Origin of the sequence: Nocardia sp. NPDC051756, assembly GCF_040681495.1 — a bacterium.
Taxonomy (GTDB): Bacteria; Actinomycetota; Actinomycetes; order Mycobacteriales; family Mycobacteriaceae; genus Nocardia.
The window spans coordinates 256,325-280,840 of record NZ_JBFAYV010000003.1 but is presented as its reverse complement, the minus strand read 5'-3'; the positions used below and the strand labels follow the sequence as shown (position 1 = coordinate 280,840).

At 64.9% G+C, this 24,516-nt stretch carries 28 protein-coding genes; all 28 read left to right on the top strand.

The features are described from left to right. Positions 1 to 38 precede the first annotated feature (38 nt). The 28 genes from AB0M22_RS12945 (at position 39) to AB0M22_RS12810 (ending at position 24,353) form a co-directional block, all read left to right on the top strand. The gene (locus AB0M22_RS12945) at positions 39 to 344 is read left to right on the top strand and encodes a hypothetical protein (RefSeq protein ID WP_364724821.1); all 306 of its coding nucleotides are present in this window, start codon (positions 39 to 41) and stop codon (positions 342 to 344) included. A 94-nt stretch (positions 345 to 438) separates the two neighbouring features. Next, positions 439 to 1,248, top strand: a complete 810-nt coding sequence (locus AB0M22_RS12940; protein WP_364724818.1) for a PE-PPE domain-containing protein — start codon at positions 439 to 441, stop codon at positions 1,246 to 1,248. A 79-nt stretch (positions 1,249 to 1,327) separates the two neighbouring features. Next, positions 1,328 to 2,053, top strand: coding sequence for a hypothetical protein (locus tag AB0M22_RS12935; RefSeq protein WP_364724816.1), 726 nt, complete (start codon positions 1,328 to 1,330; stop codon positions 2,051 to 2,053). After that, positions 2,050 to 2,748: a hypothetical protein gene (locus AB0M22_RS12930; protein ID WP_364724813.1), complete on the top strand. Its 699-nt coding sequence runs from the start codon at positions 2,050 to 2,052 to the stop codon at positions 2,746 to 2,748. Before AB0M22_RS12935 ends, AB0M22_RS12930 begins: the two co-directional genes overlap by 4 nt. Positions 2,749 to 3,206: 458 nt before the next feature. Continuing rightward, positions 3,207 to 3,452: a hypothetical protein gene (locus tag AB0M22_RS12925; RefSeq protein WP_364724810.1), complete on the top strand. Its 246-nt coding sequence runs from the start codon at positions 3,207 to 3,209 to the stop codon at positions 3,450 to 3,452. Between the two features lie 576 nt (positions 3,453 to 4,028). Next, positions 4,029 to 4,226 (top strand): hypothetical protein, encoded by a 198-nt coding sequence (locus AB0M22_RS12920; RefSeq protein WP_364724807.1) that lies wholly within the window; start codon positions 4,029 to 4,031, stop codon positions 4,224 to 4,226. A 184-nt stretch (positions 4,227 to 4,410) separates the two neighbouring features. Beyond that, positions 4,411 to 5,175: a hypothetical protein gene (locus tag AB0M22_RS12915; protein ID WP_364724804.1), complete on the top strand. Its 765-nt coding sequence runs from the start codon at positions 4,411 to 4,413 to the stop codon at positions 5,173 to 5,175. Between the two features lie 88 nt (positions 5,176 to 5,263). Next, complete coding sequence (locus AB0M22_RS12910) at positions 5,264 to 5,872, top strand: hypothetical protein (RefSeq protein WP_364724801.1); 609 nt, start codon at positions 5,264 to 5,266, stop codon at positions 5,870 to 5,872. Positions 5,873 to 5,893: 21 nt separating this feature from the next. Beyond that, complete coding sequence (locus AB0M22_RS12905) at positions 5,894 to 6,328, top strand: hypothetical protein (protein WP_364724798.1); 435 nt, start codon at positions 5,894 to 5,896, stop codon at positions 6,326 to 6,328. 51 nt (positions 6,329 to 6,379) lie between these two features. Beyond that, positions 6,380 to 6,766 (top strand): hypothetical protein, encoded by a 387-nt coding sequence (locus AB0M22_RS12900; protein ID WP_364724795.1) that lies wholly within the window; start codon positions 6,380 to 6,382, stop codon positions 6,764 to 6,766. Positions 6,767 to 6,877: 111 nt separating this feature from the next. Continuing rightward, the gene (locus tag AB0M22_RS12895; RefSeq protein ID WP_364724792.1) at positions 6,878 to 7,462 is read left to right on the top strand and encodes a hypothetical protein; all 585 of its coding nucleotides are present in this window, start codon (positions 6,878 to 6,880) and stop codon (positions 7,460 to 7,462) included. A 128-nt stretch (positions 7,463 to 7,590) separates the two neighbouring features. Continuing rightward, a complete protein-coding gene (locus tag AB0M22_RS12890) occupies positions 7,591 to 7,881 on the top strand; it encodes a hypothetical protein (protein WP_364724790.1) in 291 nt (96 codons plus the stop codon). Then, on the top strand, positions 7,842 to 8,258 hold the full coding sequence (locus AB0M22_RS12885; protein WP_364724787.1) for a DUF5361 domain-containing protein: 417 nt from the start codon (positions 7,842 to 7,844) through the stop codon (positions 8,256 to 8,258). Before AB0M22_RS12890 ends, AB0M22_RS12885 begins: the two co-directional genes overlap by 40 nt. 62 nt (positions 8,259 to 8,320) lie before the next feature. Then, positions 8,321 to 10,879 (top strand): hypothetical protein, encoded by a 2,559-nt coding sequence (locus AB0M22_RS12880; protein ID WP_364724784.1) that lies wholly within the window; start codon positions 8,321 to 8,323, stop codon positions 10,877 to 10,879. Further along, positions 10,876 to 11,769 (top strand): phage tail protein, encoded by an 894-nt coding sequence (locus AB0M22_RS12875; protein ID WP_364724781.1) that lies wholly within the window; start codon positions 10,876 to 10,878, stop codon positions 11,767 to 11,769. The genes AB0M22_RS12880 and AB0M22_RS12875 overlap by 4 nt, the downstream gene beginning before the upstream one ends. Next, the gene (locus AB0M22_RS12870) at positions 11,769 to 13,388 is read left to right on the top strand and encodes a phage tail protein (RefSeq protein ID WP_364724778.1); all 1,620 of its coding nucleotides are present in this window, start codon (positions 11,769 to 11,771) and stop codon (positions 13,386 to 13,388) included. Before AB0M22_RS12875 ends, AB0M22_RS12870 begins: the two co-directional genes overlap by 1 nt. A 21-nt stretch (positions 13,389 to 13,409) precedes the next feature. After that, a complete protein-coding gene (locus tag AB0M22_RS12865; RefSeq protein ID WP_364724776.1) occupies positions 13,410 to 14,444 on the top strand; it encodes a hypothetical protein in 1,035 nt (344 codons plus the stop codon). A 6-nt stretch (positions 14,445 to 14,450) separates the two neighbouring features. Continuing rightward, the gene (locus tag AB0M22_RS12860; protein WP_364724774.1) at positions 14,451 to 15,527 is read left to right on the top strand and encodes a hypothetical protein; all 1,077 of its coding nucleotides are present in this window, start codon (positions 14,451 to 14,453) and stop codon (positions 15,525 to 15,527) included. After that, a complete protein-coding gene (locus AB0M22_RS12855; protein ID WP_364724771.1) occupies positions 15,524 to 16,579 on the top strand; it encodes a hypothetical protein in 1,056 nt (351 codons plus the stop codon). Before AB0M22_RS12860 ends, AB0M22_RS12855 begins: the two co-directional genes overlap by 4 nt. 99 nt (positions 16,580 to 16,678) lie before the next feature. Further along, complete coding sequence (locus tag AB0M22_RS12850; RefSeq protein WP_364724769.1) at positions 16,679 to 17,968, top strand: hypothetical protein; 1,290 nt, start codon at positions 16,679 to 16,681, stop codon at positions 17,966 to 17,968. A gap of 166 nt (positions 17,969 to 18,134) precedes the next feature. Continuing rightward, positions 18,135 to 18,575, top strand: coding sequence for a hypothetical protein (locus AB0M22_RS12845; protein WP_364724766.1), 441 nt, complete (start codon positions 18,135 to 18,137; stop codon positions 18,573 to 18,575). Between the two features lie 44 nt (positions 18,576 to 18,619). After that, positions 18,620 to 19,063 (top strand): hypothetical protein, encoded by a 444-nt coding sequence (locus AB0M22_RS12840; RefSeq protein WP_364724764.1) that lies wholly within the window; start codon positions 18,620 to 18,622, stop codon positions 19,061 to 19,063. A gap of 50 nt (positions 19,064 to 19,113) precedes the next feature. Next, positions 19,114 to 19,887: an N-acetylmuramoyl-L-alanine amidase gene (locus tag AB0M22_RS12835; RefSeq protein ID WP_364724761.1), complete on the top strand. Its 774-nt coding sequence runs from the start codon at positions 19,114 to 19,116 to the stop codon at positions 19,885 to 19,887. Further along, on the top strand, positions 19,887 to 20,096 hold the full coding sequence (locus AB0M22_RS12830) for a hypothetical protein (protein ID WP_364724759.1): 210 nt from the start codon (positions 19,887 to 19,889) through the stop codon (positions 20,094 to 20,096). Before AB0M22_RS12835 ends, AB0M22_RS12830 begins: the two co-directional genes overlap by 1 nt. Then, on the top strand, positions 20,097 to 20,396 hold the full coding sequence (locus tag AB0M22_RS12825; RefSeq protein ID WP_364724758.1) for a hypothetical protein: 300 nt from the start codon (positions 20,097 to 20,099) through the stop codon (positions 20,394 to 20,396). 49 nt (positions 20,397 to 20,445) lie between these two features. After that, positions 20,446 to 20,754 carry a hypothetical protein gene (locus AB0M22_RS12820; protein ID WP_364724755.1) on the top strand — a complete coding sequence of 103 codons (309 nt, stop codon included), beginning with the start codon at positions 20,446 to 20,448 and terminating at the stop codon, positions 20,752 to 20,754. Between the two features lie 150 nt (positions 20,755 to 20,904). Next, positions 20,905 to 23,805 (top strand): hypothetical protein, encoded by a 2,901-nt coding sequence (locus AB0M22_RS12815; RefSeq protein ID WP_364724751.1) that lies wholly within the window; start codon positions 20,905 to 20,907, stop codon positions 23,803 to 23,805. After that, the gene (locus AB0M22_RS12810) at positions 23,802 to 24,353 is read left to right on the top strand and encodes an SMI1/KNR4 family protein (protein WP_364724748.1); all 552 of its coding nucleotides are present in this window, start codon (positions 23,802 to 23,804) and stop codon (positions 24,351 to 24,353) included. The genes AB0M22_RS12815 and AB0M22_RS12810 overlap by 4 nt, the downstream gene beginning before the upstream one ends. The last annotated feature ends 163 nt before the right edge of the window (positions 24,354 to 24,516 follow it).

Genomic DNA, 24,516 nt, shown 5'->3' with positions numbered 1-24,516 from the left:
GTGACGCGAATCACTCTGTGTCGCAAGGCGGATAGGCCGTGTTGAGCGATCGATCAGCTACCGCCCTCCAACTCTTCCGGCGCCACATCGGTGCACACGTCACCTTCACCCCGACAACGGCCGAACGCGGCGGCGTCGAGCACGGCGTCATCGTCGACGTGGATCACCGGATGGTGTACGTCGATTACGGCTACCCCAATCCGATCAATGCCGAACTCGGCAATGTCATCGCCACCCATCCGGCGAATCTTCGACTGGAAACCACTGTCGCAGCGGCGGACTCCTGCGCGCACTGTGGCACCGCGGCACATCGCCCCGGCCCGGTATTTCGCGCGCCACGCTGAACCGGCGCTCCTCGATTCTCATTTTCCGACCCGATCGGGTGTGGTTCCGGCATGGGCTCATCCGGTCTCGTCGTCGACGAAAGGAAAAGGCCCCGTGGCCATTTTCGGCCGCCGTTTATTCGGCAAGTTGCTCGCTCCGGGCGAGGTCATCGATGTGCTGATGGTCGGAGGAACCTGGAATCCGAACGGCGATCAGGTCACCGCCGCATTCGCCGAAGCGCTCGATCCGCAGCGTTTTGTCGTGCGAATGGTGCCCTACCCGGCGGATTACGGGCGGCACGTAGCCTTCGCCGACAGCGTCGCCGCCGGTAGGCGAGCGCTGCTCGAGGCGATCGAGGCGACACCCAATCGTGTTCTGCTGGCTGGTTATTCGCAGGGCGCGGGCATCGCGGGCGACCTCGCCGACGATATCGGGCGCGGTCTGTTCCCACAGTTGGAAGTGGTCGCCTGCGCGTTGATCGCGGATCCGCTGCGGCCGGCCGGCCGGTGCCTCGGCAAGGATCCCGGCGGCTACGGCGTTGTCGGTCAGCGGAACATCACCAGGATTCCGGCGTATTGGGTTGCCGCGGATGGTGATCCGATCACCGCACTGCCCGCAGGCAACCCGCTGCGGCTGATCGCCGACCTCAGTGCGTACTTCAGCCTGTCCAGTCCCGAAGCCATGGTGCGCTGGGGACAAAGCATCATCGACATAGCGGCCGGCCGTCAGCTGCAACGCTGGTGGTCGCCGGAGAACTGGCGCGCCTGGGGCGGCGCCGTCGCCTACGCCCGCGGCTACCTGTTCGACGGGCGGCACACCGCGGACTACATCCGGCACGGTCATGCCCGGCTGCTCGCCGAGACGATCAACCGTGAGGTGGTCGTGGGGGCGGCCGCACGCAGCCGCGGCGCGCAGCCGAACTAGGCCCGCTGCGATGCCCTGGTTTCAGGTCGATGACCAGCTCGGATTCCATCCCAAGGCGGTCGCGGCGGGCAATGCCGCGATGGGACTGTGGGTGCGGGCGGGCTCGTGGTCGATGCAACAACTCACCGAGGGTTTCGTCCCCGCCGCGATCGTGCGCGGCCTCGGCTCGGCGACTCAGGCGAAAAGGCTTGTAGAAGTGGGACTTTGGACCGCCGTCGACGGCGGCTACCGGTTCCACGACTGGGGCGAACGGCAGATGTCCAAGGCCGAGATCGAGGACCGGCGACGCAAACGAGCCGACGCCGGCCGCAAAGGCGGCCAGGTTTCCGGACAGGCTCGACAACTACGCGCGCAAGCAAATGCTGCACCAAATGCTCGAACATCCACTGCGCCAACAGCTTCAGCCGATGCTCGGCCGATCGTCGAACAAGTGCCCGAGCACATCGCAACCCCTGTCCCTGCCCATGGCCTTGGAAATGCTTCCAGGGGAGCCCGATCCGCACCACCTGACCGGCAGTGCGTCATCCACCGCACGCATCCGGCGCCGCCACCCTGCGGCGCCTGCGGCGATGCCCGGCGAGCCAGGCAGCGCTGGGACGCCGCGCACGGCAACGACCTTCGCGCTGACGCGATGCAGCGCCGTGCGGCGGCCCGGCACTGCGTGATGTGCGACGACGCCGGCTGGCGGCATCCGCCCGCCGAGCTGCTCGCCGTCAATCCCGATCCGCCCGTGCTCCGCTGCGACCACCACACGGTGACCTCGCTCGACCACTGGCATTCTACCGAAGAGGAAGCGACCCCATGACCGCCGAGCACCCGAACCACCTCTACCTCGACCGTGTAGAACTCCGGGCGCTCGCCGAGCTGCTGCGCGAGATCCCCGACCTGGCCGAAGATCTCGCCGTCTCGCTGACCCGGCAGTCCCGGCTCAGCACCCGCGGTGACTACCGGATGAACCGCCGCCCGAGCGAGCAGCCACTGCCCTACAACCCCGCCGCCTCCCGCGCCGCCGACGAGTTGCACGCGGTACTCGTGTCCTGGGTCCGGCTGGTCTGCGAGCAGCGTGGCCTCGACTACACCGGGTCCCCGTCCACGCCGGGCCTGGCCCGCTGGCTCGACCGAAACCTGATCGCGCTGGCCATGACCGAGGGCGCGGCCGACGCACCCGAGGACATCCGCACGGTGGTGCAGGCCGCGCTGTGGATCGTCTGCCCACCCGCCGCGCCGGTAGTGCTGGACGAGGGCATGGTGGAACAGGCGCGGCGACATCGGCTCAATGCATCCGGGATCGCTTCCCTGGCAAAGGAACTCGGCGATCAATATCGCGGACTTACCGTGCGGCGGATCCAAACACTCAGGAACGCGGGGAAAATCGCACCGCAGCCCGGACCGTGGGCGCCGGGTTGGCCGGAGTTGTACACGGTGGGTGCGGTATTGGACGAACATCTCGCCTATCCGACCCGGCGTCGCGCGCGGGCCGACGTGTCGGACTCGAATTGACGTGTCTCGAAAGAAGTTCCGGAGAACAATCGGAGATTGCGCCCGAAAGTTACAGATGTTTCATATGAAATGAATCACAGTATAACCTCTGAATTGCTGGATACTCGCGATCGAGTCGGCTGTCCGAGGATTCATGCTCCGGAGTTGCTGGACCGGGTGTCGCAGGTCCAAATCGCTTGTTCGGCTAAGTATTACTGGCGAGGCGTCAACGTGCTCGTATGTCGACATAGACCCTGATATGGGTGTCTGACCGTAGAAGTCTCAGCAAGACAGCAGATCTGCGGACATTGTTACGAAACCCTCGCCGTGCAGGCCCCGTTATCGATGAGCAATACACCTGGCCAACCGGGTGTGGCTAAAAGGTCGCTGGCCGATGAACCCCTGTGATAGAAAAATCCTGCTCGGCGACCAGCAGGTCGCCGATGGAGGGACCAATTCTTCAAGGGGAAGATTCCTAAATGAGCAAGATTCGCGTGTTCGGCGTTGTGTTCGCGGCTACCGCCGGCATCGTTCTGGCCGGTTCCGGCCTGGCCTCGGCAGCGGGCGAGGGCTCGGGCACCGGCTCGGCCAAGCCCAGCGCGACCGCAGGCGAGGGTTCGGGCACCGGCTCCGCCAAGACCGGCACCTCGGGTGAGGCGGACAGCGGTTCGGCCACGGTGCTCGTCGATCTCCTCAAGCTGCTCGCCACCGGCTCGGCCGAGTAACCGACAAGCGTCGATATGTCCTAACCCCTCATCGGGTGACATATCCGCTCGGAGGACAGACATGATTGCCCCACCTCGTTCGGAGGTGGGGCAATCGTCGTTTCCGGACCTCGGCAAGTCTGCCCAAAAGTAGCCATCTGCCTGCGATTTCGACCCGAATCCGTATTCGGGGGTTGACATCCAACGCGCTTTAGGTGAAGCTTTGTGCAGCGCCAGAGCTGCGCCCTCTTCCGGAGATCACCGGGAAACCTCTTCACTACCAATCACTTTCATACTCGGCGTTGTCACGGCCCCGTCCACTTCGGTGGGCGGGGCCGCGAACGTTCAAGCAGCAGAGCGCATCCCGCCCTGCCCCACCTGTGTGGCATGCCCCCGAAACCTCTTCGAGATCGACGACAAGCGGGCACGAGCCTGCCACATACCCGCCCCGGTTTCCGCTCCCGTCTCCCGCCGACGCTCTCGCTCGCGGTCGTAGACGGAAGAAGCGACCGGGGCGTTTCGCCCCACCCCCGATACACCCCCTGATCGGGGGTGGGGCTCAACTTCCCCCCGCGGCACCGCAACCCGAGGTCTGACATGGACAACACCGTCCTGGAACTGCTCGACATGGCCGACCACGCCACCCCCGCAGCCCCGCTCACCATCGCCAAGGCCCACGAGTCGATGCGCGTCCACCGCGACTGCTCCACCGACCACTGCCGCCGAAAAGCCTTGGCCTTCAACACCTTGATCGCCGCAGGCCGCATCGTGCCGGACTCGTCGCGGCGGCACTGACCAGACCGAGAGGAGGTGAATCCATGCTCACCATCGCCCTCGACCTCATCAAGCTGGCCTGCCACCTGGCCCCCCTTGTCCTCCCGGTGATCCTGCCGCTCCTCGGCCTGTGATCCAGGTCGGTTGCCGACCGCGCGTCGGTGTTTCCCTCGTCGATATCGAATCCTGATCGGAGCGCGAACTCGTGACCTACACACAGGTGAAATTGCCATTTACCGGCCTCGATGGCACGCGTGGTGTCGACGTCGATACCGCCCGGAACACCTACGTCGCCGACTACAACCGGATCCTCAGGTTGAGTGCAGCAGGTGTCCAAACCACCCTGCCGTTCGACGGGCTCGGCGCGGTGTACGCGGTGAAGGTCGATGCAGCAGGCAATGTGTTCGCCGTCGATTATGGAAACCACCGCGTCGTCAGACTCGGTAACGACGGCGTGCAGACCACGGTGCCGTTCACCGGGCTGCGATTCCCCACCGGCGTCGACATCGATGCGGCCGGGAACATTTACGTCGTCGACGGCGGAAACAACAGGGTGGTCCGCCTCGGCCCAGACGGCACCGAAACCACTTTGCCTTTCCAAGATTTGGATCGGCCCTTCGGTATCGCGGTGGACGGTGCCGGCAACGTCACCGTGTCGAACCAGATCGAATGGCGCGGCATCGTCCGGCTGAGCCCACAGGGTGTGCAGACCAAGCTTCCCTTCACCGGCCTCGACGCCCCCGCCGGTGTCGACGTCGACTCGGCGGGCAACACCTATGTGGCCAACTCGGGTCAAACCTCCAACGGCGCTCGCATTGTGAAGCTGACCCCGGCCGGCGGGCAATCCGTCCTGCCTTTCCGGTTCCTGAGCATCCTTCGCCCGGTCGGTGTCGCACTCGAAGCGTCGGGCAGCGTCACCGTCGCCGATTGGCGGGGTTCGGTGCAGCGCCTGGAGTACACCGCGAGCTGATCCACGCTCGCCGGCCGAGCCCGATCCTCTTGTGGGAGGGGCTTTCCTACTCACACTCGAAGGCAATTCATGATCGCGAGAGAACATCGTGTCTGACAAAGAAGTCGTCGAATCCATCCAATTCGCCAATCATCAGCCTCCGCCGGAGTACCTGAAGACCGACACCGGGCAGCTGGTCACACCGGAGTTTCTCGCATTCATCCAGCAGGCCCTGAGTGGGAAGCTTGCCGAATCTGCGGACACCGCGGAGCTGGATCCGCAGGTGAGGGCACTGGCGGAAGAGCTGTCGGTGATCCATCTGCCGCAGTGGCACAGCACGCGGTCGCCCAAGACCGCGGAGCCGACCGTCACCGGGATGAAGCAGGCGACCCGGGTTGCCGAATATCTCGTAAAGCGCGGTGTGCGAGTACATCCCGAGCTGGAGGAGATCCGCTGGGCGGCCACGCCGGGTGGTTCGCCGGGTGCGTTCGACACCGGCCTGCATGTCACCAAGGACGAGAACGGCGAATGGCCGGTACCGGATCCCGAGTCGTTCTACGACCTCGACGACATCCAGATCAACCAGACCGACGACGGCCGGTGGTACGCCGTCCATCCCCGCGGCCTCTCCTTCGAGGCCGCGACCAAGACCGAAGCCTATGCGGGAGTCGTCGACCAACTGCGTCAACGGATCGAACAAGCCCGGCAAGAACCATAGCCACGAAAGGGTGGTAGCGCGATGACTGAACGAATCGTGTACCCCGACATCGAGAAGACTCTGGTCGAATACCTGACCGTGCAACTCACCGCCGCTGCGGACACCGCAAAGGTGGTCACCCGGATTCCGGATCCGCGTCCGCCGCGCATGGTGCGGGTCAAGCGCAACGACCGAATCCTCCGGCAGGACATCGAAGACCGAGAGGGCCGTCGTGGTCCGAACCTGATCCTGGATCGTCCTCGCGTCGTCCTCGAATTCACCGACGAAGCCGGTGCCGCAGCGGGTTTGGCGGGATTGGTCCGTGCCATCCTTTCGGCCGCCGCGCCGGGCTATCTCGGGTCCGTGTGGTGTGAGTACTTCGAAGACGTCGGCCTCGAGAACGACACCGACCCGGCAACGGCCGCGCCCCGGCAGGTCATGGTCGCCGACCTGATTGTGCGTGGCTCGGTCAACTGAATCATCGTGCCGGGAAACATAACTCATCGCTCGAATAAGGATTGAACAGCAATGGTGCAGCGTGAAATCAGCTTGAAGAAGGATGAATCCCTGCTGGTGACCTGGATGGCGGAGCCGTTCAGGTACGCGCGGCTGGTCAGCGCGGTCTCCGACCGCTTCCCCCGCGTCTATGTCTTCGACCTTCATCCGGCCCTCGAGTACAACCGTGTGCAGTATCCGCAGGTCGAGGTCTCATTTCAACGGGATTACTACGAAACCAATTTGATCAACGGCGCGAGTAGGCAGATGTACCGTTCGGTGGGCTCTTCCTGGTGGGGGAGTAAGACGGTGAAGCAACTTCTGGTCGCGGAGCTTGCCGAGGCCGTGTACGCGGGCGGCTACGAGATCGTCGATTGGGGCGGTTTCGCGGTCCCCGATGACCGGCCGGCCAATTCGTAACCTCGAATAAAACGTGCGAGGCATAGTCCTCGCCTGACTCCCCCTGATGGGAGCCACAATTGAATATCGAAATCCCATGGGCCTGCGCAACAATCCCAAGGGAGAATCAACATGGCTGCACCCTCTAGCAAGTACATCGGTGCCGGTACTCCGGTCTCCGTCTCCGGCGGCGTGCTGGTCGCCCCGGTCAACACCCTGCTGCCGGTCGGCGCGAGCATCAAGCCGGTCGACGCGTTCAAGCCGCTCGGCTACGTCTCCGAGGACGGCATCGAGTCCAAGGGCGAGCGCAAGATCGAGCAGATCAAGGACTGGAACGCCGACATCATCGCGAACCTGCAGACCGAGCACTCGGTCCGGTTCGGCCTCACCCTGTACGCGGTGTGGGACGAGGATGTCCTCACCCAGGTGTTCGGTGAGGGCAACGTTGTCCCCACCGCCGCATCGGCCACCTCCGGCAAGCTGTACACGATCAAGGAGACCGGCGCGGTGCTGCCGCGCCGCGCCTGGGTCTTCGACATGCTGAGCGCGGACAAGAAGATGCGCATCGTGCTCCCGAATGCCTCGATCTCGCAGGTCCAGGAGCGCAAGTTCGTCTCGAAGGAACTGGCCGGCTTCACCATCACCGTCGAAGCGTTCAAGAACGACGACGGCATCAAGGCCTTCCGCTACCTCGACGACGGCGTCAAGACCGCCTGATAAAAGCCCCCAGCGGCGGCGGGTCAACACACCTATGCGCAGGCCCGCCCGCCGCCGTTGGGCCCTTGTCTGCCGAACAATTTTCCTTACCTGCGCACCTGCAATGTCATGAAAGGGTCTGCGAACCAATGACTTCCCCGAAAGCTCCGATCGCCCTCAACCGCCCGATCCAGGTGAAGGACGACTTCATCTACCAGGCCGACGGTGCCGAGTTGCACCTGCCGTCGCTGTCCTACCTCAAGCCGGGTCTGATCCGCCGCATCCGTCGTCTCGGTGATGTCGACGCGATGTACACACTGCTGGAGCTGACTCTGTCCGCCGAGTCGCTCGCCGTGCTGGACGACATGGATCCGGATGCCTATCACGAACTGCTCGACGCGTGGCGCACCCACTCCGGAGTCAACCTGGGGGAATCCTAAGCCTCGATGCTCTTCTCGAAGAGCATTGCGAGGCAATCGAATACGACCTGATAACGCTCGGCTTGCGATTGCACCAGCTCGGCACCGAGGTGCTCGGCTGGCGTGAGCTGAAAGCGATCGTCAGATGGCTGCCCACCGAATCCGCGCTGTTTCGCGCGATGAATCCCGAAAGCCATCGCTGGCAACTCGACCAGTTCCTGCTTGCCGATATCACCGATTCCTTGCGCTGGCTCGTCTGGGCGAAGACCGATGACGCGCGAAACGGGCGTAACCGTCCGGAACTCGTGCCGCGGCCTGGCGTGCAGTCCGGCCGTGAGCGCATCGGCACCGCCACCGGAATAGGTGAGATGAACAAGTTCCTCGACTGGGACGAGTGACCGCCGACGGGTGTCGATCTGCGCGAGCGGCCGAGAAAGTAGATGCGAATGTGGAGAAACAAATGAGCTCCGATGTGCGGATTCCGCCGGACTCGAGGCGCCCTTCGGCGCAGGAAACCAATACTTCTCGGTCCGAGCAGACACGCCCGCCGGTCATGGCGATGCCGGACATCCTGGCCATGGCCAACAGTGGACAGCCCGCCCCCGGACACAAGGTCACGCTGCCGAGCGGGGCGGTCTGGGAGGGCGGAAAGACCACCGGGACCTCGATTATCACGTTGCCCGGCGACGATCCGATTCTGGTAGCCGGCGATTCGACGGTGTCCGCCAACGGGATCGCCGGTGATTCCGTCCAGATCGGTTCGCTGGCAAAGGCTTTCCACGAGATCCTCGGCGCGGTGCCGAAGTTCTTCACCGATTGGATCGCGACGGGCGCGCTGAACCGCTACGACCCGGAGGCGAAGGGGGGCAAGACACGGACTCGGATCGTTCGAGTCAGCTCGAAGTCCACCCTGTCCAATCCGGCGCGGGATCGGCAGGGCGACAACAACTCCGACGACGAGGTCATCGATGAGCCGGGTACCGGCGTGCCCGATTCGGGCATCGACGGCCGGTCGCCGCAGCGGTTCGCGTATGGCGGCAGGGTGTCCGGGCCGGGTGGGTCACGGGAGGACCGGGTGCTCGCTCGGCTGTCCCCCGGCGAGTTCGTGGTCAATGCCGCGGCAACCGCGAATCACCTGCCGCTTTTGGCCGCGATCAACGGCGGTTGGGTGCCGTCCCCGGCTTACCTGGGCGGCATGCTGCCCGGCTTCGCGGACGGCGGGCTGGTCGGGGCGACGGATTCGGCGGCGGCGTCGTGGCGTGATCTGCTCCGTAACCCGATCGGTTCGACCGAGCCGGAAGCGGCTTTCCGGCCGCAGGATTTCGGTCTGTTCGGCCTACTGGCGGATGCGCTGGGCGGCATCGGAAATGCCGCCATCAACGCGGGTGGCGTCGCCGGTGCCGCGCTCGGTTCGCTGGTCGCGCCCGCCTTCGGCCCGGGGGGCATGCTGAGCCCGGCGCTCGGGACCGCAGGGGCAGCCCCGGCACCGCAGTCGGCGACTCGCTCGGACCCGGTCGAGGTCGGCGGAGCCGATCCGTTGGGTGCCGCCATGCGGGTGCGGACCGAGGGCGCGCCGGGCGGACTCGGCATCGGCCGCGCGTACCAGGCTCCTATCGGCACCGCGTCCACCGGTAACGCGACCGGCGAGCCGGCGACGGTGCGCTCCGCCGGCCTCAATCCCATGGGGTCGCTGTCCAACGCGCTGGCCCGCGGGATCGTCGGCGCGGCAACCGAAGCCGGCAGTCAGGTCGGCGCCGCCCTGGGTTCGGTGCTCGTGCCCGCGCTCGGTCCCGACGGCCAGCTGGCGCCGGTGATCGGTGCCCAGCTCGGCAGCCTGATCGGCGCGAAGTTCGGCAGTAGCCTGTCGGCGTCGATGACGCTGACCGGTGAGTCCGGTCTCGGCGCCAGTGGACCGACGAGTCTCGGCACCGGAGCGGATGGCGGCGAGGACGGAAATTCGTTCGTGCCGGGGCAGCCCGAGTCGAGCGGCGATACGTCCGCCACCGGGGGATCGTATTCCGGTGGCGGAGGGGCGAGTTACGGCTACGGTGCCGGCGGGTCGACGGGGCAGCAATCCCCGTCGGGTTCGTATCTGATCCGCAATCGTCCGAAGAAGAACGCAAGCCGAGGCGAGCCGGGCGGCGGGACCGTGACGCCGGGCGACGCCTCCATCGGCTCTCCGGGCGATGTTGTCCCGCAGGATGATCCGGCGACCGCCGGGACGCCGTCCGTCGGCGCGGCGGGGTTCGGCGCGCAGACACTCGCGCTGAGCGATGAGCCTTATGACCCGCACAAGAGCAGCTTCCAGGACTACCTCAACGTTGTGGGCGGCAAACTCGGCGGGGACGCAGCCTCCGTGATCGCCCCGCTGCTCGGTGCCAACGGCAACCAGATCGTCGAAGCCGGCGCTCAATTCGGCGCGGGGCAGGGGGACGCACTCGGTGACCTCTACAAGAGTGTCGATCCCGAAGGCAAGTGGTCGTCGAGCATCGCCGCGGTGGTGAAGGAGTACACGGGCATCGACTGGAGCCCAACCGGCACCCAGAGCCCGACGCCGCAGATGACCCGTGACCAACAGGCTGGGCTCGCCGCCCTGCAGGGCGGCATCAGCGGACTGCAACAACACGGCCTGGTCGGGGGTGTCACCGGTGCGATCAAGGGTGCGGCCTCGACGATCGGCAGCACGCTCGGTACCGCCGCAGGGACATTGGTCGCCCCGTTCCTTGGCCCGTTGGGTGCGCTCGCTCCCGCTATCGGGTCGATGATCGGATCGGCGGTCGCAGGCACCGCCGCAGAGTTCGTCACCAAGCCGATCGAAATCGTGGCAAGCGGTGTGAAAGAGGAGCTCGGCACCGGTTTCGGCTTGACCAACCTCGCTAAAGGTCCGGGTGGTCGCACCGCCCGGGGAGACATCTACAACTTCAACGGCATGGACCCCAAGAGCGCCGCCATCGCGGTCGAACGGGTTCGCCGGCGTCGCTCGGTGGCGCAACAACGCGGAGGAGGGCTCGGCCGATGACCCGCCAGCTATTGGATAGCCAGTACACGAAGGTCGTCTTGTGGGACGTCAACGGCAGGGTGTGGCATCTGTCCGGCACGAATGCCGGCCGCGAGGGTGTCCGGCTGTCGAATCAGACCGGATACATGTTCGCGCCGGTGCAACTGCTCGTCAACGAGGGCGCCCGCCAGGACGGCGCGACCTTCCAGCGGTCGATTCGCGCGAAGAAGGAATGGGACTTCATCGCCGTGATCTCGCAGTCCGCGATCAGATCCGGCGCCGACCCGGTCCGTGACTTCTACGCGGTGCACGACGCGTGGTTTCGCGGCTGGTCCACCGACAAGCCTTCTACCCTCGGGTTTTTCACCCGTCATCAAGGCTGGAGGTTCCAGCAGGTACAACTCGACAGCGCCCCGGAGTCGGTCGGCGAGATCGATCCGGCACGCAATGCCATCGCGCTGTACAAGATGTCGGCGACCGCCATGGATCCGTTGGCCCGACACTTCGACGAATCCGCCGTGTGGACCAACACCTCGGCCCTCAACGAGGGCCGGGTACGGGCCCGCAACGCGGCCGATCAGCCCGCTTGGCCGCGGTACACGATGAATGGTCCCGGACGCTGGGCGATTCTGGATCCGACCGGCAGTGAGATTCCCCGGATGGTGCAGACGCCGCGGCTCACGGCAGGCCAGACACTGCGGATCGATACGCATCCGCGGCACCGGACCGCCCGCCTGTACTCGGGGAATTCGGCTATCGCCCAGAATGTCTGGGGCCAACTGGCCGGGCGCCGCTGGCTCGCCGCGCTCCCGCCGTGGAGTGCCACCGACATCGTCGTCCAGGTCGACGGCGGCAGTGTGCAGTCCAGCCTGATCGTTTCGGTCACGCCGCGATCGTCGAGGCCGTTCTGATGACTATGCCGGCATGGGATCCGCAGGCCGAAGCCCTGCGCATGGACAAGGCGTACCAGCAAGAGCAGGACCAGCAGCGCGATCCCGATGTGCTGGTGCGCTATTGGAACAAGTGGATGGAGGAGGTCGGCGAGGAGCACAACTACCTCTCGCTGGAGTTCACCTACCCCCGCAATGCGCCGGGCGGGCTCAAGATGATCTGCCCGCGCGACATGGTCCATTTCGACCACCTCTTCAACAACGACGACCACGAAGACGCCACCATCCCGATCACCGTGAACACCAAAGGGTTCCGCTGGGACGGCTACATCACCAAGGCATCGATCGTCCGGGACGAACACGGCGTGGAGACGGTCGACATCGAGGCCATTCACTGCTGGAACCACATCGCGACGATCTGTTGCTGGGCAAGCCCGTTCGCGCCGATCCTCGCGCAGTTTCCGCGGCACATGATCCAATTCGGCCCGGTTCGCACGATCATCACCAACTACCTGACGACGAACCTGATGCGCCTGCAGGCGCCGGGCTGGGTGCCGCCACAGGACGCCGAGAAGCCGGAGTGGGGCGGCACCGGCAACATGCTCTTCCCGATCGCTGTCGTTCCGGTGGATCCGTTGCACGACACCAGCAAATGGAGTGCCGCGTCGGCGCGCTTCGACATGGCCGACAAGCTGTTCGCCCCCATGCTCGAAGACTCCGGCGTGATGCTGACCGCCAGGTTCTACCTGCCCGGCGAGGACGAACAGCCCGCACCGGAATGGTTCTATCTGGATCGGCCGACGGTCGTCCTGGAAACGGTGGACAAGTCTGGCGTCACCGGCGCGACCGGTACGCTGCTTGACGGAATTCGTTCCTGGATAGAGGAATTCAACGGCGACGGCACCACGCCCGTGCGCTACCCGAACCTGGACTCCACCACCGAATACGAGGCGGTGTACGGCGAGCGCCTCAGCGAGGGCACATTCCGGAACTTCCCGTGGGTGTGGTACTTCGAAGGCGAGTACTCCGGGATCGGGAAATCCGAGATCGCGCTGCACAAGCCCACCGCCACCGACATCATCGTCGGCGGCCGATCGCCCGGCTGGGTGAACGCGGGCATCGAATTCGTGATCAAAGGATTGCTGTCGCTGATCGGACTCGGTTGGCTGTATCGCGGTCAGCTCAACGACGTGTTCCTCGCCTGGAACGTCTACCGCAACATGGAGCGGGTACACCGGGCCGGGCCATACGCCTTCCGCGAGTTGTATATCTCGGGCAGTGACAAGGCCTTCAACCTGGACGGTCTGGTCGCCGCGCGCCAGGGCATGCACCTGACCCGCGGTTACACCAGCAAGCGGGTGACCGTCGAGGACAACGCCCCCTACATCCTGGGCAAGGACTACGGGCTCGGCGACCAGATCGGCTTCGCGCTGGATGGCCAGATCTTCACCGACTACGTCACCGAGCTGACCTTCGCCGATGACCGCGAGACGGCCGCGAAATGGCACATCGTGGTCGGCGACGGATCCGACGAGGAGGACTCGATCGTCAAGGCCTGGCAGCGGCTCGGCCGCGTGGCCGCCGCGATCAAGGATCTGGCTACCGACGTCGGCGCCGATCTCGACCTGCTCATCTTCTGAGCCTTTCGAAGAGGAGAAACCATGGCGGACATATCTTTTCCCGCCCATATCACCATCACGCGGGCGCCCGACGTGAACGGGTTGCCCGTCCTGACCGCGCAGGCGACCGTCTCCGACGGCTTCGCGACGCTGGACCTGCCGCCCGGCCCGCCCGGTGCGCCCGGTGGCCGGGGCCGTCCCCGCACCACGTTTCGCAAGATGGGCGAGATCGCCGATGCGGCGGCTCGGCCGACCGGGCTCGGCCCGGACGATCGCGGCAGCTGGTGGCATCGGATCGACGACAACGGCATGGACGTCTGGACCGGTAGCGAGTGGCGGCATTCACCGGATGCGGTGGGACCGCAGGGCGCGGTTGCCGAACCGACCACGATCACCGTCACCGAGACGGTGAGCCTGGAGAACCTGACCGTGCCCGCCGTCGAGTTCGCCGGCCCGGGGGCGAATCAGAAATTGAAGGTGACCGTCCCCTCGGGGCTGCGCGGTCCGAAGGGGCCGCCGGGCGCTTCCGGGCAGATCACCGAGTCGCCCGACTACGACAAGGTGCGGCCCCCCGGCGCCGGCGGCATGCTGGCCTACGACCGGTCGACCCGGAAGTTTCGTTCGGTGGCCACGCCCCTCGGGCTCGGCCCATGGTCGTGGTTCCAGGAGGATTTCGCGGCTGAACGGCAGGAGGATGTCGGCCGGATCGAGGGCGGCACCTTCGCCATCCCGCCACTGCCGTTCCGCTGGCGGCCCGTCGTCTACGGGCACCTTTACACCCGTGCGGACTCCAGTGTGTCCGCGGAAGCGACTGTGCGGCTGCATCATTCGCAAGGCGAAATCGTCGCCACGTCGATCGCCGCCAGTGGCGAGTGGATGTACCTGCCGGTCACGCCGTGCTATCGCGACGGCACCACATCGAAGGTGCTGTCGCCGACCTCGGATTTCGCCACGGTTCCTGCTGGGCAGCCCGCGAATCTGGTGATCGCGTCCGAGAAGGTCGGTTCCGGCAGCGGCAAGATCGGGCTTTCGCCCGACCGCGCGTCGATCGTCGTATTCGCAGAACCTGTCGAGTGAGGTGAGATGTCCACTGTAAGAGAGTATTTCGCATCCACGCAGATCCGAGGCATCGACGAGGGGATCGGTGCGCCCGGGGTGGTGCAGTCCATGCACGGCACGCCGCGGGACGGTTCGCTCGAGCTGATGACCGGTACACCCGGAGTCCGGGGATTGCCCGGTGAGCCCGCTCGGCCGTTCCGCTGGGAAGGCGACATCGCCGACCAGGCCGCGCTCTCGGCGCTGACCCCCAAGCTGACGTCGGCGCATGCGGGCAAGGCTTGGCGAATCGTGTCGACCGGTGCGCTCGTCTACTGGAACGGCACCGGATTCGACGAGTTCACAGCGGCATTCGGTGCCGCGGGCCCCGACGGGCTGCCGTGCACCCTCACCATCGGTGCGGTGGATACCGGCCCCGTCGGGTCCGAGCTCCAGGCGACGGTGACCGGCACCGCGCCGAACCTCACGTTGAACCTGACCGTGCCGCGCGGCCGCAAGGGCCGCAAGGGCGAAGCCGGTGGCCCGGGGCCTATCCGTAGCGCGCCCGACTATGCGGACGGTCCGCATATCGATCGAGCCGTACCGGCATGGGACACGACCGCCGGGAAATGGAAGCCACGGCCGTACCCGGGCCTGCGTGGCCCGTGGACCATTCTCGAGGGTCGTTCCTGGGATGGCGGTCCGGGCTTCGCCGGCTCGGAGAACGGCATCACCGCCGCCACGAAAAACATTGCCCAGCTGAATATCCCGGCACAGGACACCGATTGGCGGCCGATGATCACCGGCGGCGTTGTCGTACGTCCCGACGAGAATTGGAACCAATTCACCACCCGCATCGAGGCGGAAGTACGCATCGGTTCGGCATCCGGCCAGATCGTCGCACTCGCGAGCGGCCTGGTCACCGGTGTCAGCACCCGGGCCCGATTCCAACCCTTCTACGGCGTGCGCGGGATGACCCCGGCCAGCACCGTCGGTGTGGTGCCCGCCGGACAGCCGGTGACGCTGTTTGTGCTGTTGCGCCGCGCGATCGGCACCGCCAACTACGAATACTCGATGGCCGACGCGCAGATCGTGTGCATGGCCCGACCCGTGGGGGCGCTGTGACCGACGACAACGCTGTGAACAGCGACCCGTCCGTCGTCTACGAGGACGACATCATGATCACCATGCGGGGCGTCGCCGATTCGATCGGCCTGCCCTACACGGTGAACCCGTTCGAGGTGGTCGATCGGGAGGCGCTGATCGAGCTCCGCGAAGGTAGCCAGGGTGCGATCGGGCCGGAAGGCGACGCGGCCTGGCCGTGGTCGTGGCAGGGCGATATCGCCGACCTGGCCGCGCTCGGCCGGCTTCCGCTCACCACCGCCGACGCACGCAAAGCTTGGCGGGTTGTTTCGGACAACAGCATCTATTACTGGACCGGAATGGGGTTCGTCGCGTTCGGGGCGGCCTTCCGTGCGACTGGTCGTCGAGGCGCGCCGAACCAGCTGACCGGTGCGGGAGTCGCGGGCGCCACCGGATCGGCCGCGGCCGCCCGGATCACCGGGACTGCGCCGGCCCAGCAGCTGGAGATCACCTTCCCCCGCGGCGCGACCGGCGACGCCGGCGATCCGGGGGCGAGCGGCCGGATCCAGGATGCCTCCGATGTCCTGATCAATGACGAGCGCCCGCTCGGTCAGGATCATGTGCTCGCTTGGGATGCCGCGGCGCAGAAGTTCCGTCCGACCCCCAGCCCGCGGCCGAACGGGCCGTGGGTGATCGGGGAGAAACAGATCTCGGACGCGCAGAACGTCACCGAGGAGACGAAAACGTTTGCCGCCATCACCATTCCGGCGCAGCCGACGGCGTGGCGTCCGATCGTCGAGGGCGGCGTGCAGGTGCAGACCGAACAGCCGACCCGCTGCAACATCGAGGTCCGCATCGGCAGCCCCAAGGGTGAGCTCGTCGGACTCGGCTGGAGCCATCGGGTTTCGCGCATCGCGTATGTGCTGATCTCGCCGGGCTTTCAGTATCCGATGAAGCCCGACGCGACGTTCGGCGTGGTGCCCGCCAATCAGACGGTCACCCTGTACGTCCTCGCGCATCGGGTGGAGGGCACCGGGAGCTACAACATCTACTCCAGCTATTCGCATGTCAACGTGCGTGCGCTTCCTGTGTAGCCGGGACCGCATCTCTTACGGCCGATCAAACGGCCGCTCTCATTTTCCGCAAAACGGTATGCCGTTCCTGGCTGCCTGCTGTCCGAAAGGCATTGATCCATGGCCGATCTGCCCCCGTTGAAGTACGGCAAGGTCGTCGGGCGCTTCCTCGCGAACGTCATCGACGACGGAGACGTGGGGGACACCCCCGAGTTCCCGCCATTGACCGGCTCGATCACCTTCGCCGCCGACGCGCCGAAGGTGCTTGTCCCAGGTGCGCAGCTGGGCCCGGCGACCTATGTCCAGCTGCCGAGCCACTACGAATGTCAGCTGGACGAGTGGGGTTTCATCACCTGGCGGGGCCGGCGCGGGGTGCGGCTCGTCGCACCGAGCGCCGCCACGAACCCGTCCCAGTGGACCTGGCGGGTGTCGTTCGATCTGTCCTACGACGGCGAGCGAGTTCCGCTGGAGCCGTTCAGTTTCACTGTGCCCGAGTATGTTCCGGGTGCCGACCCGCAGAACCCGGATACCGGCTCGATCGGCCTGGTCGATCTGACGCTGGCCTCGCCGGTGCCCGCCTCCGCGGGTAATGCGGTCGTTGTGGGGCCGCGTGGCGAAGGCATCAAGATCGATGGGCAGGTCGGCGCGTACGCGCAGCTGCCCGCAGCACCCGCCGAGGGCGCCCAGTACGTTGTCAAGGCCGATGGGTTGCTGTACGTCTACCACGCGGCGACCGGCGGCTGGTTGCCGAACGGCCAGGGCGTGGTCATCCGTGGTCAGGCTGGCACCACCGATTGGGCAGGCATCACCGGCAAGCCCGCGACGTTCCCGCCAGTCATCGGCAGCACCGCCACCACGGCTGTCGCCGGCGACGACCCGCGCCTGACCAATCCGCGCGCGCCGATCGCGCACACCCATCCGGCGAGTCAGATCGCTGATTCGACCGCACTGGGCCGGACATTGCTCACCGCGGCGGGCGCGGCCGATGTCCGTACCGCGATCGACACGATCGTCAGCACGGATACCCGGCTGTCGGATGCCCGCACGCCCACCCCGGCCGGCCAGATCTACGACATCGCGTTCAAGTCGCACAGCGGAACCCGGGCTGCCGGTGTCGGCAACGTAATGCCCGAGGGGCTGCGGATCGAGCGCAAGATCACCGTCGGTTCGGTGACCTACCGGGGCGAGACCGCGGGCACGGGAAACCTGGTCGTCGAACTGAAAGTCAACGGCACCACGACCGTCACCGGCTCGTCGGCGACCATCACGCCGGCGAATCAGGCTGGTGACACCACGATTCCGCTGACCTACACCTTCAATCCGGGTGACCGGCTGACCGTCTCGATCACCACGTTGGACGCCGGCGCCGGCAAGGGACTGCAGGCCAGCATCAAAGGGGTGACCGTCTGATGTATCTCGGTTGGCCGATTTCCGCCACAAAACAGGAAGTCAACGAGTTGCCGGTCGACACCGGATCCGGCACGGTACCCAAGCCGCCGGACCCGCCCGCAGTGGACCCGACGCCGGTCGAGTCCGGAGGTGGCGCGGACACTTCGGCTTCGGTGGGGACGCAGTAATGGCGTTCATCATTGCGGCCGGGACTGCCGCCGCCGCGGTGCCGATGGGCATGAACAAAAACGGCGCCCAATCCGTCCCCGGCGGCACCTCGAACGTCAAGCTGACCGGGTGGACCATCCGCAACGGATACGCGGACACCGTCATCAGTGCGAACCACGAACTGATATCCAGCGGTGCGGCAACGGCGACGGTGCGGTGCCGGTTGGAGGTATCCGGCAACCTGACCGCCGTTGAGCAGCGCAGTTTCGACGTGATGCTCAACGACAACCCGATCCAGACCTTCGCCAGTACAGCGGGGTCGGTGACCATTCCGGCCAAGGCCGTGACCCTGGCGCGCGGCGACCGGGTGTGGGTACGCATGACCGGTTCGTCGGTCGGCTCGTTCGCCACCGCAGTCGCGGCCGGTGTGAACAGCTACCTCTACTTCGACCTCAACTAACGAATCACTCATCGCTATCGGAGGAACTGATGTCGTTCGTCATCGTGGCCGGCGTCGCGGTGGTGTTTCTGCCATCCGGTATGAAGAAGAGCGGTACCCAGCCGATGCCTACGGACGACTGGGGGCCAATCACCGGTTGGGTCGCCGACACCGCCGGATATCCAGGCTCCGTCGTCGTCGGTACGACCAAGAATGGCCTGAAGGCGCTGGCCGACAAGACATCTGCCAAGGTGGTCGCGGCCATGCCGTTCACCGACGCGACCACCGGCTTCGGTGGCGCCACGCAGTTGCAGGCCCGGTTGCGGGTCAACTCGAAGATCGTCGCGACCATCGATACGCCCGTCGAAGGCCCCTCCGGAACATTGTCGATCAGCGCGACCTGGGACATCGCTGTTGGCGATGTCGTGACCGTGGAGGCGCTCGCCTCCGTGTCCCTGGGCGGCTCGGAAGGAACCATCTTGGCCGGCGGATACGTGCGGATCATCTGACGCACACGGACGACGTTGCGGCCGAATCTCATTCGGAAAGTAGGACAACTATGTCGTGGACCGGTGATCCGGTATGGCTTGCGGACGTGCTTCGCGACGAGGGGCTGCGGGTCGTCGAATTTCCCGGGTGGCGTGCGCGTGGCCACGGGGACTTCGGTGAGATCTGGGGCATCGTTGCCCATCACACCGGCAGCTCGCAGGCACCGCCGACCGAAATCGCTTACGGCATACCAGCGTTGGATGGTCCGCTGTCGCAGATCCATCTCGCGCAGGACGGCACGGTCACCGTGGTCGCAGCCGGTGTGGCCTGGCATGCCGGCGCCGGTTCGTGGCCGGGCCTACCGGAAGACAACGCCAACTTCCACACCATCGGTATCGAAGCGGCCAATAACGGCACCGAGGGGTGGTCGGACGCCCAATACGACGCGTACGTCGGCTGCTGCGCGGCGATCCTGCGCAAGCTCGGCCACCGGGCCGATCGCGTGATCGGCCACAAAGAATGGGCCGGGCCCAAGCAAGGCAAGTGGGATCCCGGCTGCATGGACATGGACCAATTCCGCGCTGATATCGCGGACCGCTTGAAAGGCAGTGCACTGATGGCACTTTCGGACTCCGAGCAACGGGAGCTGCTCGACAAGCTGCGTCGGGTGCACTTCGAGCTCACCTACGGCTTCCAGTCCCGGGTCGCGGACTCGGAATACCGCGACACGGTGGCGGGCTACGTGCTCAATTCCGATGCCGCCGACTTCCGGAACGAGCAGCGCCTCAAGGCGCTCGAACTCAAACTCGATCGGCTGCTTGCCGCGACGGCGGGGCGGGTCTGATGGGCGGCCACCGGATTCCCGAGCCAGCGCTGATCCGTTCGGTCCTGGTCGCCGTCACCGGAGTTATCGCGTTCGTGCTCGGACACCAGATCGATACCGCGTGGATCGAGGCGGTGCTCGCCGTCTACGGTCTGCTCACCCCGGTGCTCGCCGGTCTGCTCATTCGACCGGCGGTGACCCCGGTCGACCGGCCGGACGGCAGGCTATGAATGACCCAGCACTGGATGAATCCCGAACTGATACAGGCCTTCGGGATCGCGATCGCCACGGTCATCGGGGCGATCACCGCGTGGCAGGCGCGTGCGGTAGGCAAACTCCGCACCCGGGTCGACGTGCTGGAAACCCAAGCGGCAGACGACAAGAAGCGCTTCCGCGAAGCGATCCGCTTGATTCGTGCGCTGCAGCAGCATATCGACGAGCTGCGCGGCTTTCTGCGTTTGCACGTTCCCGGGCAAGAACCGCCCAAGGCCCGGTACCAGATCCCGTCCTCCCTGCAAGAGGAAATCTGAAGCAGGACAACCCCGTTCACCGCGGGACAACACAGAGAGTGAAGTAGTTATGTACGAGAGTTATATGGTCGTCGAGGTACAGCCTACGCTGAATGGCGACACCATCCACATCCCTGGGTTCAAGCGAATCCAGGCGGTCGAATGCGATGAACGGTCCAATACGGCCCGACTCATCATTCGGTATGAAATGGACAGCGTCGAGGTCCATCGGCTGCGGATCGGCGCGGGCGGAGAACAGTTCAACGGCTACTGGGAGCTGGGCGTGCAGAAGATGCGCGACGGCAGGCAGATCATGTACTACGAGCACCACGTCTTCCGCAACGGCGCCTGGATCGCGGTCGACGCACCGGCCGCGTAGGCGGCGTGAAGCCGAACAAGCTGTCGGCGAACACATCTGAACATCCCGAAACGACAAGCGGCCCGGAGTTATCCGGGTCGCTTTGTCGTTCCCGTGGTCGGTGCGGCCGGTTCTCGGATTCCCAAATTCTGATTGTGATCGAGGTCTGTTGTGGCGATTGATTCGGTGTGGCCGGGGCAGGGCGAGGTGGCGCCGTGGGTGTCGGCGCGTGCGGCGCATTTGGCTTCGTTGTCGACCGGTGGTGGGTTGTTTGACAGGGCGGCGGTGGGCGGTGGGCGTGTTTATGACTTTCATGGCATGACCGCGGTTTCGTCGGGTCAGAAGTTGGCGCGGGTCTTTGCGGGGCGGGATTTGGTCGAGGCTGTCCGGCCGACAGTGGATTCGGTTTCGGTAGTGGCGGATTCGGGTGCGGGTGTGTCGTTCGTGTCACCGTCGGTGATCAAGCCGGTGAGTTTTCAGACCGGTCCGGGGGATCGGTCGATGACGCCGGAGGAGCAGGCGGCGGCGAATCAGGCGCGGCGTGCTGAACAGACGCAATTCTCGCCGGTGCCCGGGGGTAATCAGCCGTCGCAAGGGGTCAATCAGCCGTCGCAGGGTGTGCCGGTCCCGTCGGCGAACAATACGGTGCCGCAGCAGAATGTGCCGCAGGTACAGCCGATTCAGAACCCGCAGCCCGCGCCGGGCAACCCGGGGCCGGGCACCGACAAGCCTGCTCCTGCTCCGGCTCTGCCGGCGGAGGGTGTGCCGTGGGAGACCAAGGCGGACAACGGTGCTGTCGCCACGAGTGTGATCGTGGCTGGTACCGGTGGGCAAACGATCGATACCACGATCCGCAACGCCGACGGCACGATCACCCAGGTGCGCTCGGTCTCCAACGGAAACGGCGGAGTGACAACGTGGACGGCGAATGCCGACGGTTCGTATTCGGTTCGCTATCCCGACGGAACCAACGGCGCACCGCCCGACCAGGCCAAGATCTACACGGTTCCGGCAGGGATGAATCCATCCGGCCCGGCACCTATGGAAGCCGATATCAGCGCGGACAGCACACGTGTCGAAACTCCGTCATTTGATGCTGAAGGCAACCGGATCGGCACCGATGTCGGGGTGTTGAACAAGCAAGGACTTTATAACAACTATCACCATGATAATTACGGAAATGTGCTGATCACCCAGGCTGTATCGAATGGTAAGGGCGGGGTCGACAGTACGATTATCGGCGGAATCGATAGTGATGGGAGTAAGTGGCACCTCGACAAGGCTGGAAACCGGTGGTCCGTATCAGATGATGGCCAAGGTAACTCCTATCTCAGCCGTACCGTGCAGGCGAAGGACGGCTTGCACTGGTTGCATACGAATAAGGCGGGCCTCGTTGTCGACGAATATCGGGGCAAGGGGAACGATTGGTATGCGGACACCTATAATGCCGATGGCACACGAACGAGGCGATACGCAGATAAATCTGAGACTATATTCGACGCGGCCGGTAAACCGATCGGACACAACAAGGCGCCGGACGACCGAATGTGGTGGGAAAAGATTGGCGGGGGTGCTATCCGAGGTGGCACTGCTTTCGGTGGCGCAATAGTCGATGTTCTGGCCTACCCGTTCCGAAAGCTCGCGGACGGGATGGCTGGTATGTCGTCTATGCGAGTTACCCAAAGCGGCGTAATCACGACATACCAGCCGCCAGACCGGGAGGCGCGACTGGCGGAGATCGGTGGAGCATTCGTCCGCCCCGTTGTGGGCAGTGTCGAGTACTTGGCCGGAAATTTGACCGACTTTATGGCGACGGCAAGCTCGATCCGAGTCGGAACCAACGGCGTCGGCTCTACTTACCAGAGGCCAGATCGCGAAAACACGCTCGTGGGTGACCTGATCGGGGTCACGCCAAAAGAAATAAAAGAGAATCCATGGGAATCGGCTGGTCTGCTCGGCTTCACCGTGGCTATCAATGCCGCGGGTTTCCGATTCGGGCGGGGTACTCGTGTGCCGAAGGTGGAAGAACCGATCGTTGTCGATCAATGGGTCGACTACCAGTGGGGTGAGTTGTGGGATGTAGAACACGGGCCGCGCGCTGGCGACTGGCTTCGTGAAATCGATGAAGCAACTGAGTTCGGTGGCTATAGGCCACTCGTAGAAATGCCGCGCCTCGGTGATATCCCTGAGTTCGGTGCAGCTCCTGGATTCGTCGGATTTGCCGACGGGGCAAGCTATTTCGGCCACCCCGTGATCGAATTCCCGTCCTTGCGGCCGGGTGAATTCTCTGGTCCGCATCGCACGCGAGATTTCAACGATCTGATCGAAGACAGTGTCCTCCTGCGGGCTGCGGGGGTTGAAGATGCGGCAGGTCTGCCACCGCTGCCGAAGAAAGAGCGGCGTCCGGACGAGCGAGCCCTTACGACAGGTCGTTGGCGGAGTGACGAGTATCCTGATGCACCACGTGACCTGTACAACTTCAGTGGTTGGCGGCACGACTGGTCGCCCGCCAAGGAAGCCCCTCAGCGTCCGCCGGCAGGCCAGCGCGTTTACGAAACATCCCGAGCGAGTTCGTATGACCCCGAGACCGGAACTTGGCGGGAGAGCCAGGGCAGCGATCGCAGACACGACTCGGAACCGAAGCTCTTCGAGGAGTTGATCCGTACTCAGCTGGCCCAACGAAGCGGTCTGCAGCTGGCCGAGGTGAATTCGATCATCCACCAGTCAGCTGAGCTGATCGAACTCTTTGCTACGCATGATCCGAACCTGTCCAGCCCTGGACTCACGGGTGTGCGGCAACGTACGGCGGCTCGGATCGAGATGGCGATCTACGAGGCGAATAGCCGGGCAGCTGCCAAGTATGGTTCCGCCTATAAGCCGTTTACCAGCGCAGACATCTCCGGCGACCTTCGCTTGGTCATCGACCTGCCGACGGCGCGACAGATCAACATGCCACCGGCGTACCAGGTCTGTAGGTCTTGTGAGCAGCTTATGGACGTGTACCAGGCGGTGTTCCGTAACGTGCGGATAGAGGCAGTCAATCTCAAGGGCGAAAGGGTGTATCCACTATGAGCGACCAGCTGAGCGGGGCAAGTGGACGGGTACGAGCAATCTTTGACGGGGTCGTTGGTGCTGGGTTGCGTCGTGGGTCGGTTGTCGGTGCCTCCGATGAGGAGATCGATCGGTTTGCTGCCGAGCAGGGCGTGGCCCGGGTTCCGGCTGCGGTCAGGGAGGTCCTGCGGATCATCGGCGGTCAACCGGGATTATGGTTCGCTGGTACACATTTCGGTGTGCATGCCCTTGACGCCGGCACGAAGCGCGCCGCGACCGCAACCGTCGACAATGTGCGGCACGACCTCCGGGATGTTCCCGGGATGCTGGTGCTCAGTGCTCATCAGGGATACGCGTACCAGATGATCGACGGGGCGGTCCTTGATCAGGATGATCCGCCGGTGTGGGATGTCAGTGAGGGCGAGGAGGCCCGTCAGGCATGGAGCAGTGTTTCGGCTTGGTTTGCTGCCTCCGCACCGAACATTCCGGAGTTGTACGAGATGCTGCAGTTGAAGCGAGAAATCGGTAGGCCCGTTCCGAGTTGGGCAGCGGATATCGAATCTCCGTAACATCTGCCCCGAACAACTGGCCTCGGTCGAAATGCAAATTTAACTGCCAACTGAAATGACAAGCGGTCCGGAACCTCCGGGCCGCTTTGTCGTATTGCCGTGTGCTTCGCGAGTTGAGATCGCGTCGCGTTCTCGGATTCCCAAATTCTGATTGTGATCGAGG

Bases quoted from the DNA above. Each gene is read 5' to 3' on its own strand.
- AB0M22_RS12935 (WP_364724816.1), top strand. From the start codon at position 1,328: ATGGGACTGTGGGTGCGGGCGGGCTCGTGGTCGATGCAACAACTCACC.
- AB0M22_RS12930 (WP_364724813.1), top strand. From the start codon at position 2,050: ATGACCGCCGAGCACCCGAACCACCTCTACCTCGACCGTGTAGAACTC.
- AB0M22_RS12925 (WP_364724810.1), top strand. From the start codon at position 3,207: ATGAGCAAGATTCGCGTGTTCGGCGTTGTGTTCGCGGCTACCGCCGGC.
- AB0M22_RS12920 (WP_364724807.1), top strand. From the start codon at position 4,029: ATGGACAACACCGTCCTGGAACTGCTCGACATGGCCGACCACGCCACC.
- AB0M22_RS12905 (WP_364724798.1), top strand. From the start codon at position 5,894: ATGACTGAACGAATCGTGTACCCCGACATCGAGAAGACTCTGGTCGAA.
- AB0M22_RS12900 (WP_364724795.1), top strand. From the start codon at position 6,380: ATGGTGCAGCGTGAAATCAGCTTGAAGAAGGATGAATCCCTGCTGGTG.
- AB0M22_RS12895 (WP_364724792.1), top strand. From the start codon at position 6,878: ATGGCTGCACCCTCTAGCAAGTACATCGGTGCCGGTACTCCGGTCTCC.
- AB0M22_RS12890 (WP_364724790.1), top strand. From the start codon at position 7,591: ATGACTTCCCCGAAAGCTCCGATCGCCCTCAACCGCCCGATCCAGGTG.
- AB0M22_RS12880 (WP_364724784.1), top strand. From the start codon at position 8,321: ATGAGCTCCGATGTGCGGATTCCGCCGGACTCGAGGCGCCCTTCGGCG.
- AB0M22_RS12875 (WP_364724781.1), top strand. From the start codon at position 10,876: ATGACCCGCCAGCTATTGGATAGCCAGTACACGAAGGTCGTCTTGTGG.
- AB0M22_RS12870 (WP_364724778.1), top strand. From the start codon at position 11,769: ATGACTATGCCGGCATGGGATCCGCAGGCCGAAGCCCTGCGCATGGAC.
- AB0M22_RS12865 (WP_364724776.1), top strand. From the start codon at position 13,410: ATGGCGGACATATCTTTTCCCGCCCATATCACCATCACGCGGGCGCCC.
- AB0M22_RS12860 (WP_364724774.1), top strand. From the start codon at position 14,451: ATGTCCACTGTAAGAGAGTATTTCGCATCCACGCAGATCCGAGGCATC.
- AB0M22_RS12850 (WP_364724769.1), top strand. From the start codon at position 16,679: ATGGCCGATCTGCCCCCGTTGAAGTACGGCAAGGTCGTCGGGCGCTTC.
- AB0M22_RS12845 (WP_364724766.1), top strand. From the start codon at position 18,135: ATGGCGTTCATCATTGCGGCCGGGACTGCCGCCGCCGCGGTGCCGATG.
- AB0M22_RS12835 (WP_364724761.1), top strand. From the start codon at position 19,114: ATGTCGTGGACCGGTGATCCGGTATGGCTTGCGGACGTGCTTCGCGAC.
- AB0M22_RS12830 (WP_364724759.1), top strand. From the start codon at position 19,887: ATGGGCGGCCACCGGATTCCCGAGCCAGCGCTGATCCGTTCGGTCCTG.
- AB0M22_RS12825 (WP_364724758.1), top strand. From the start codon at position 20,097: ATGACCCAGCACTGGATGAATCCCGAACTGATACAGGCCTTCGGGATC.
- AB0M22_RS12820 (WP_364724755.1), top strand. From the start codon at position 20,446: ATGTACGAGAGTTATATGGTCGTCGAGGTACAGCCTACGCTGAATGGC.
- AB0M22_RS12810 (WP_364724748.1), top strand. From the start codon at position 23,802: ATGAGCGACCAGCTGAGCGGGGCAAGTGGACGGGTACGAGCAATCTTT.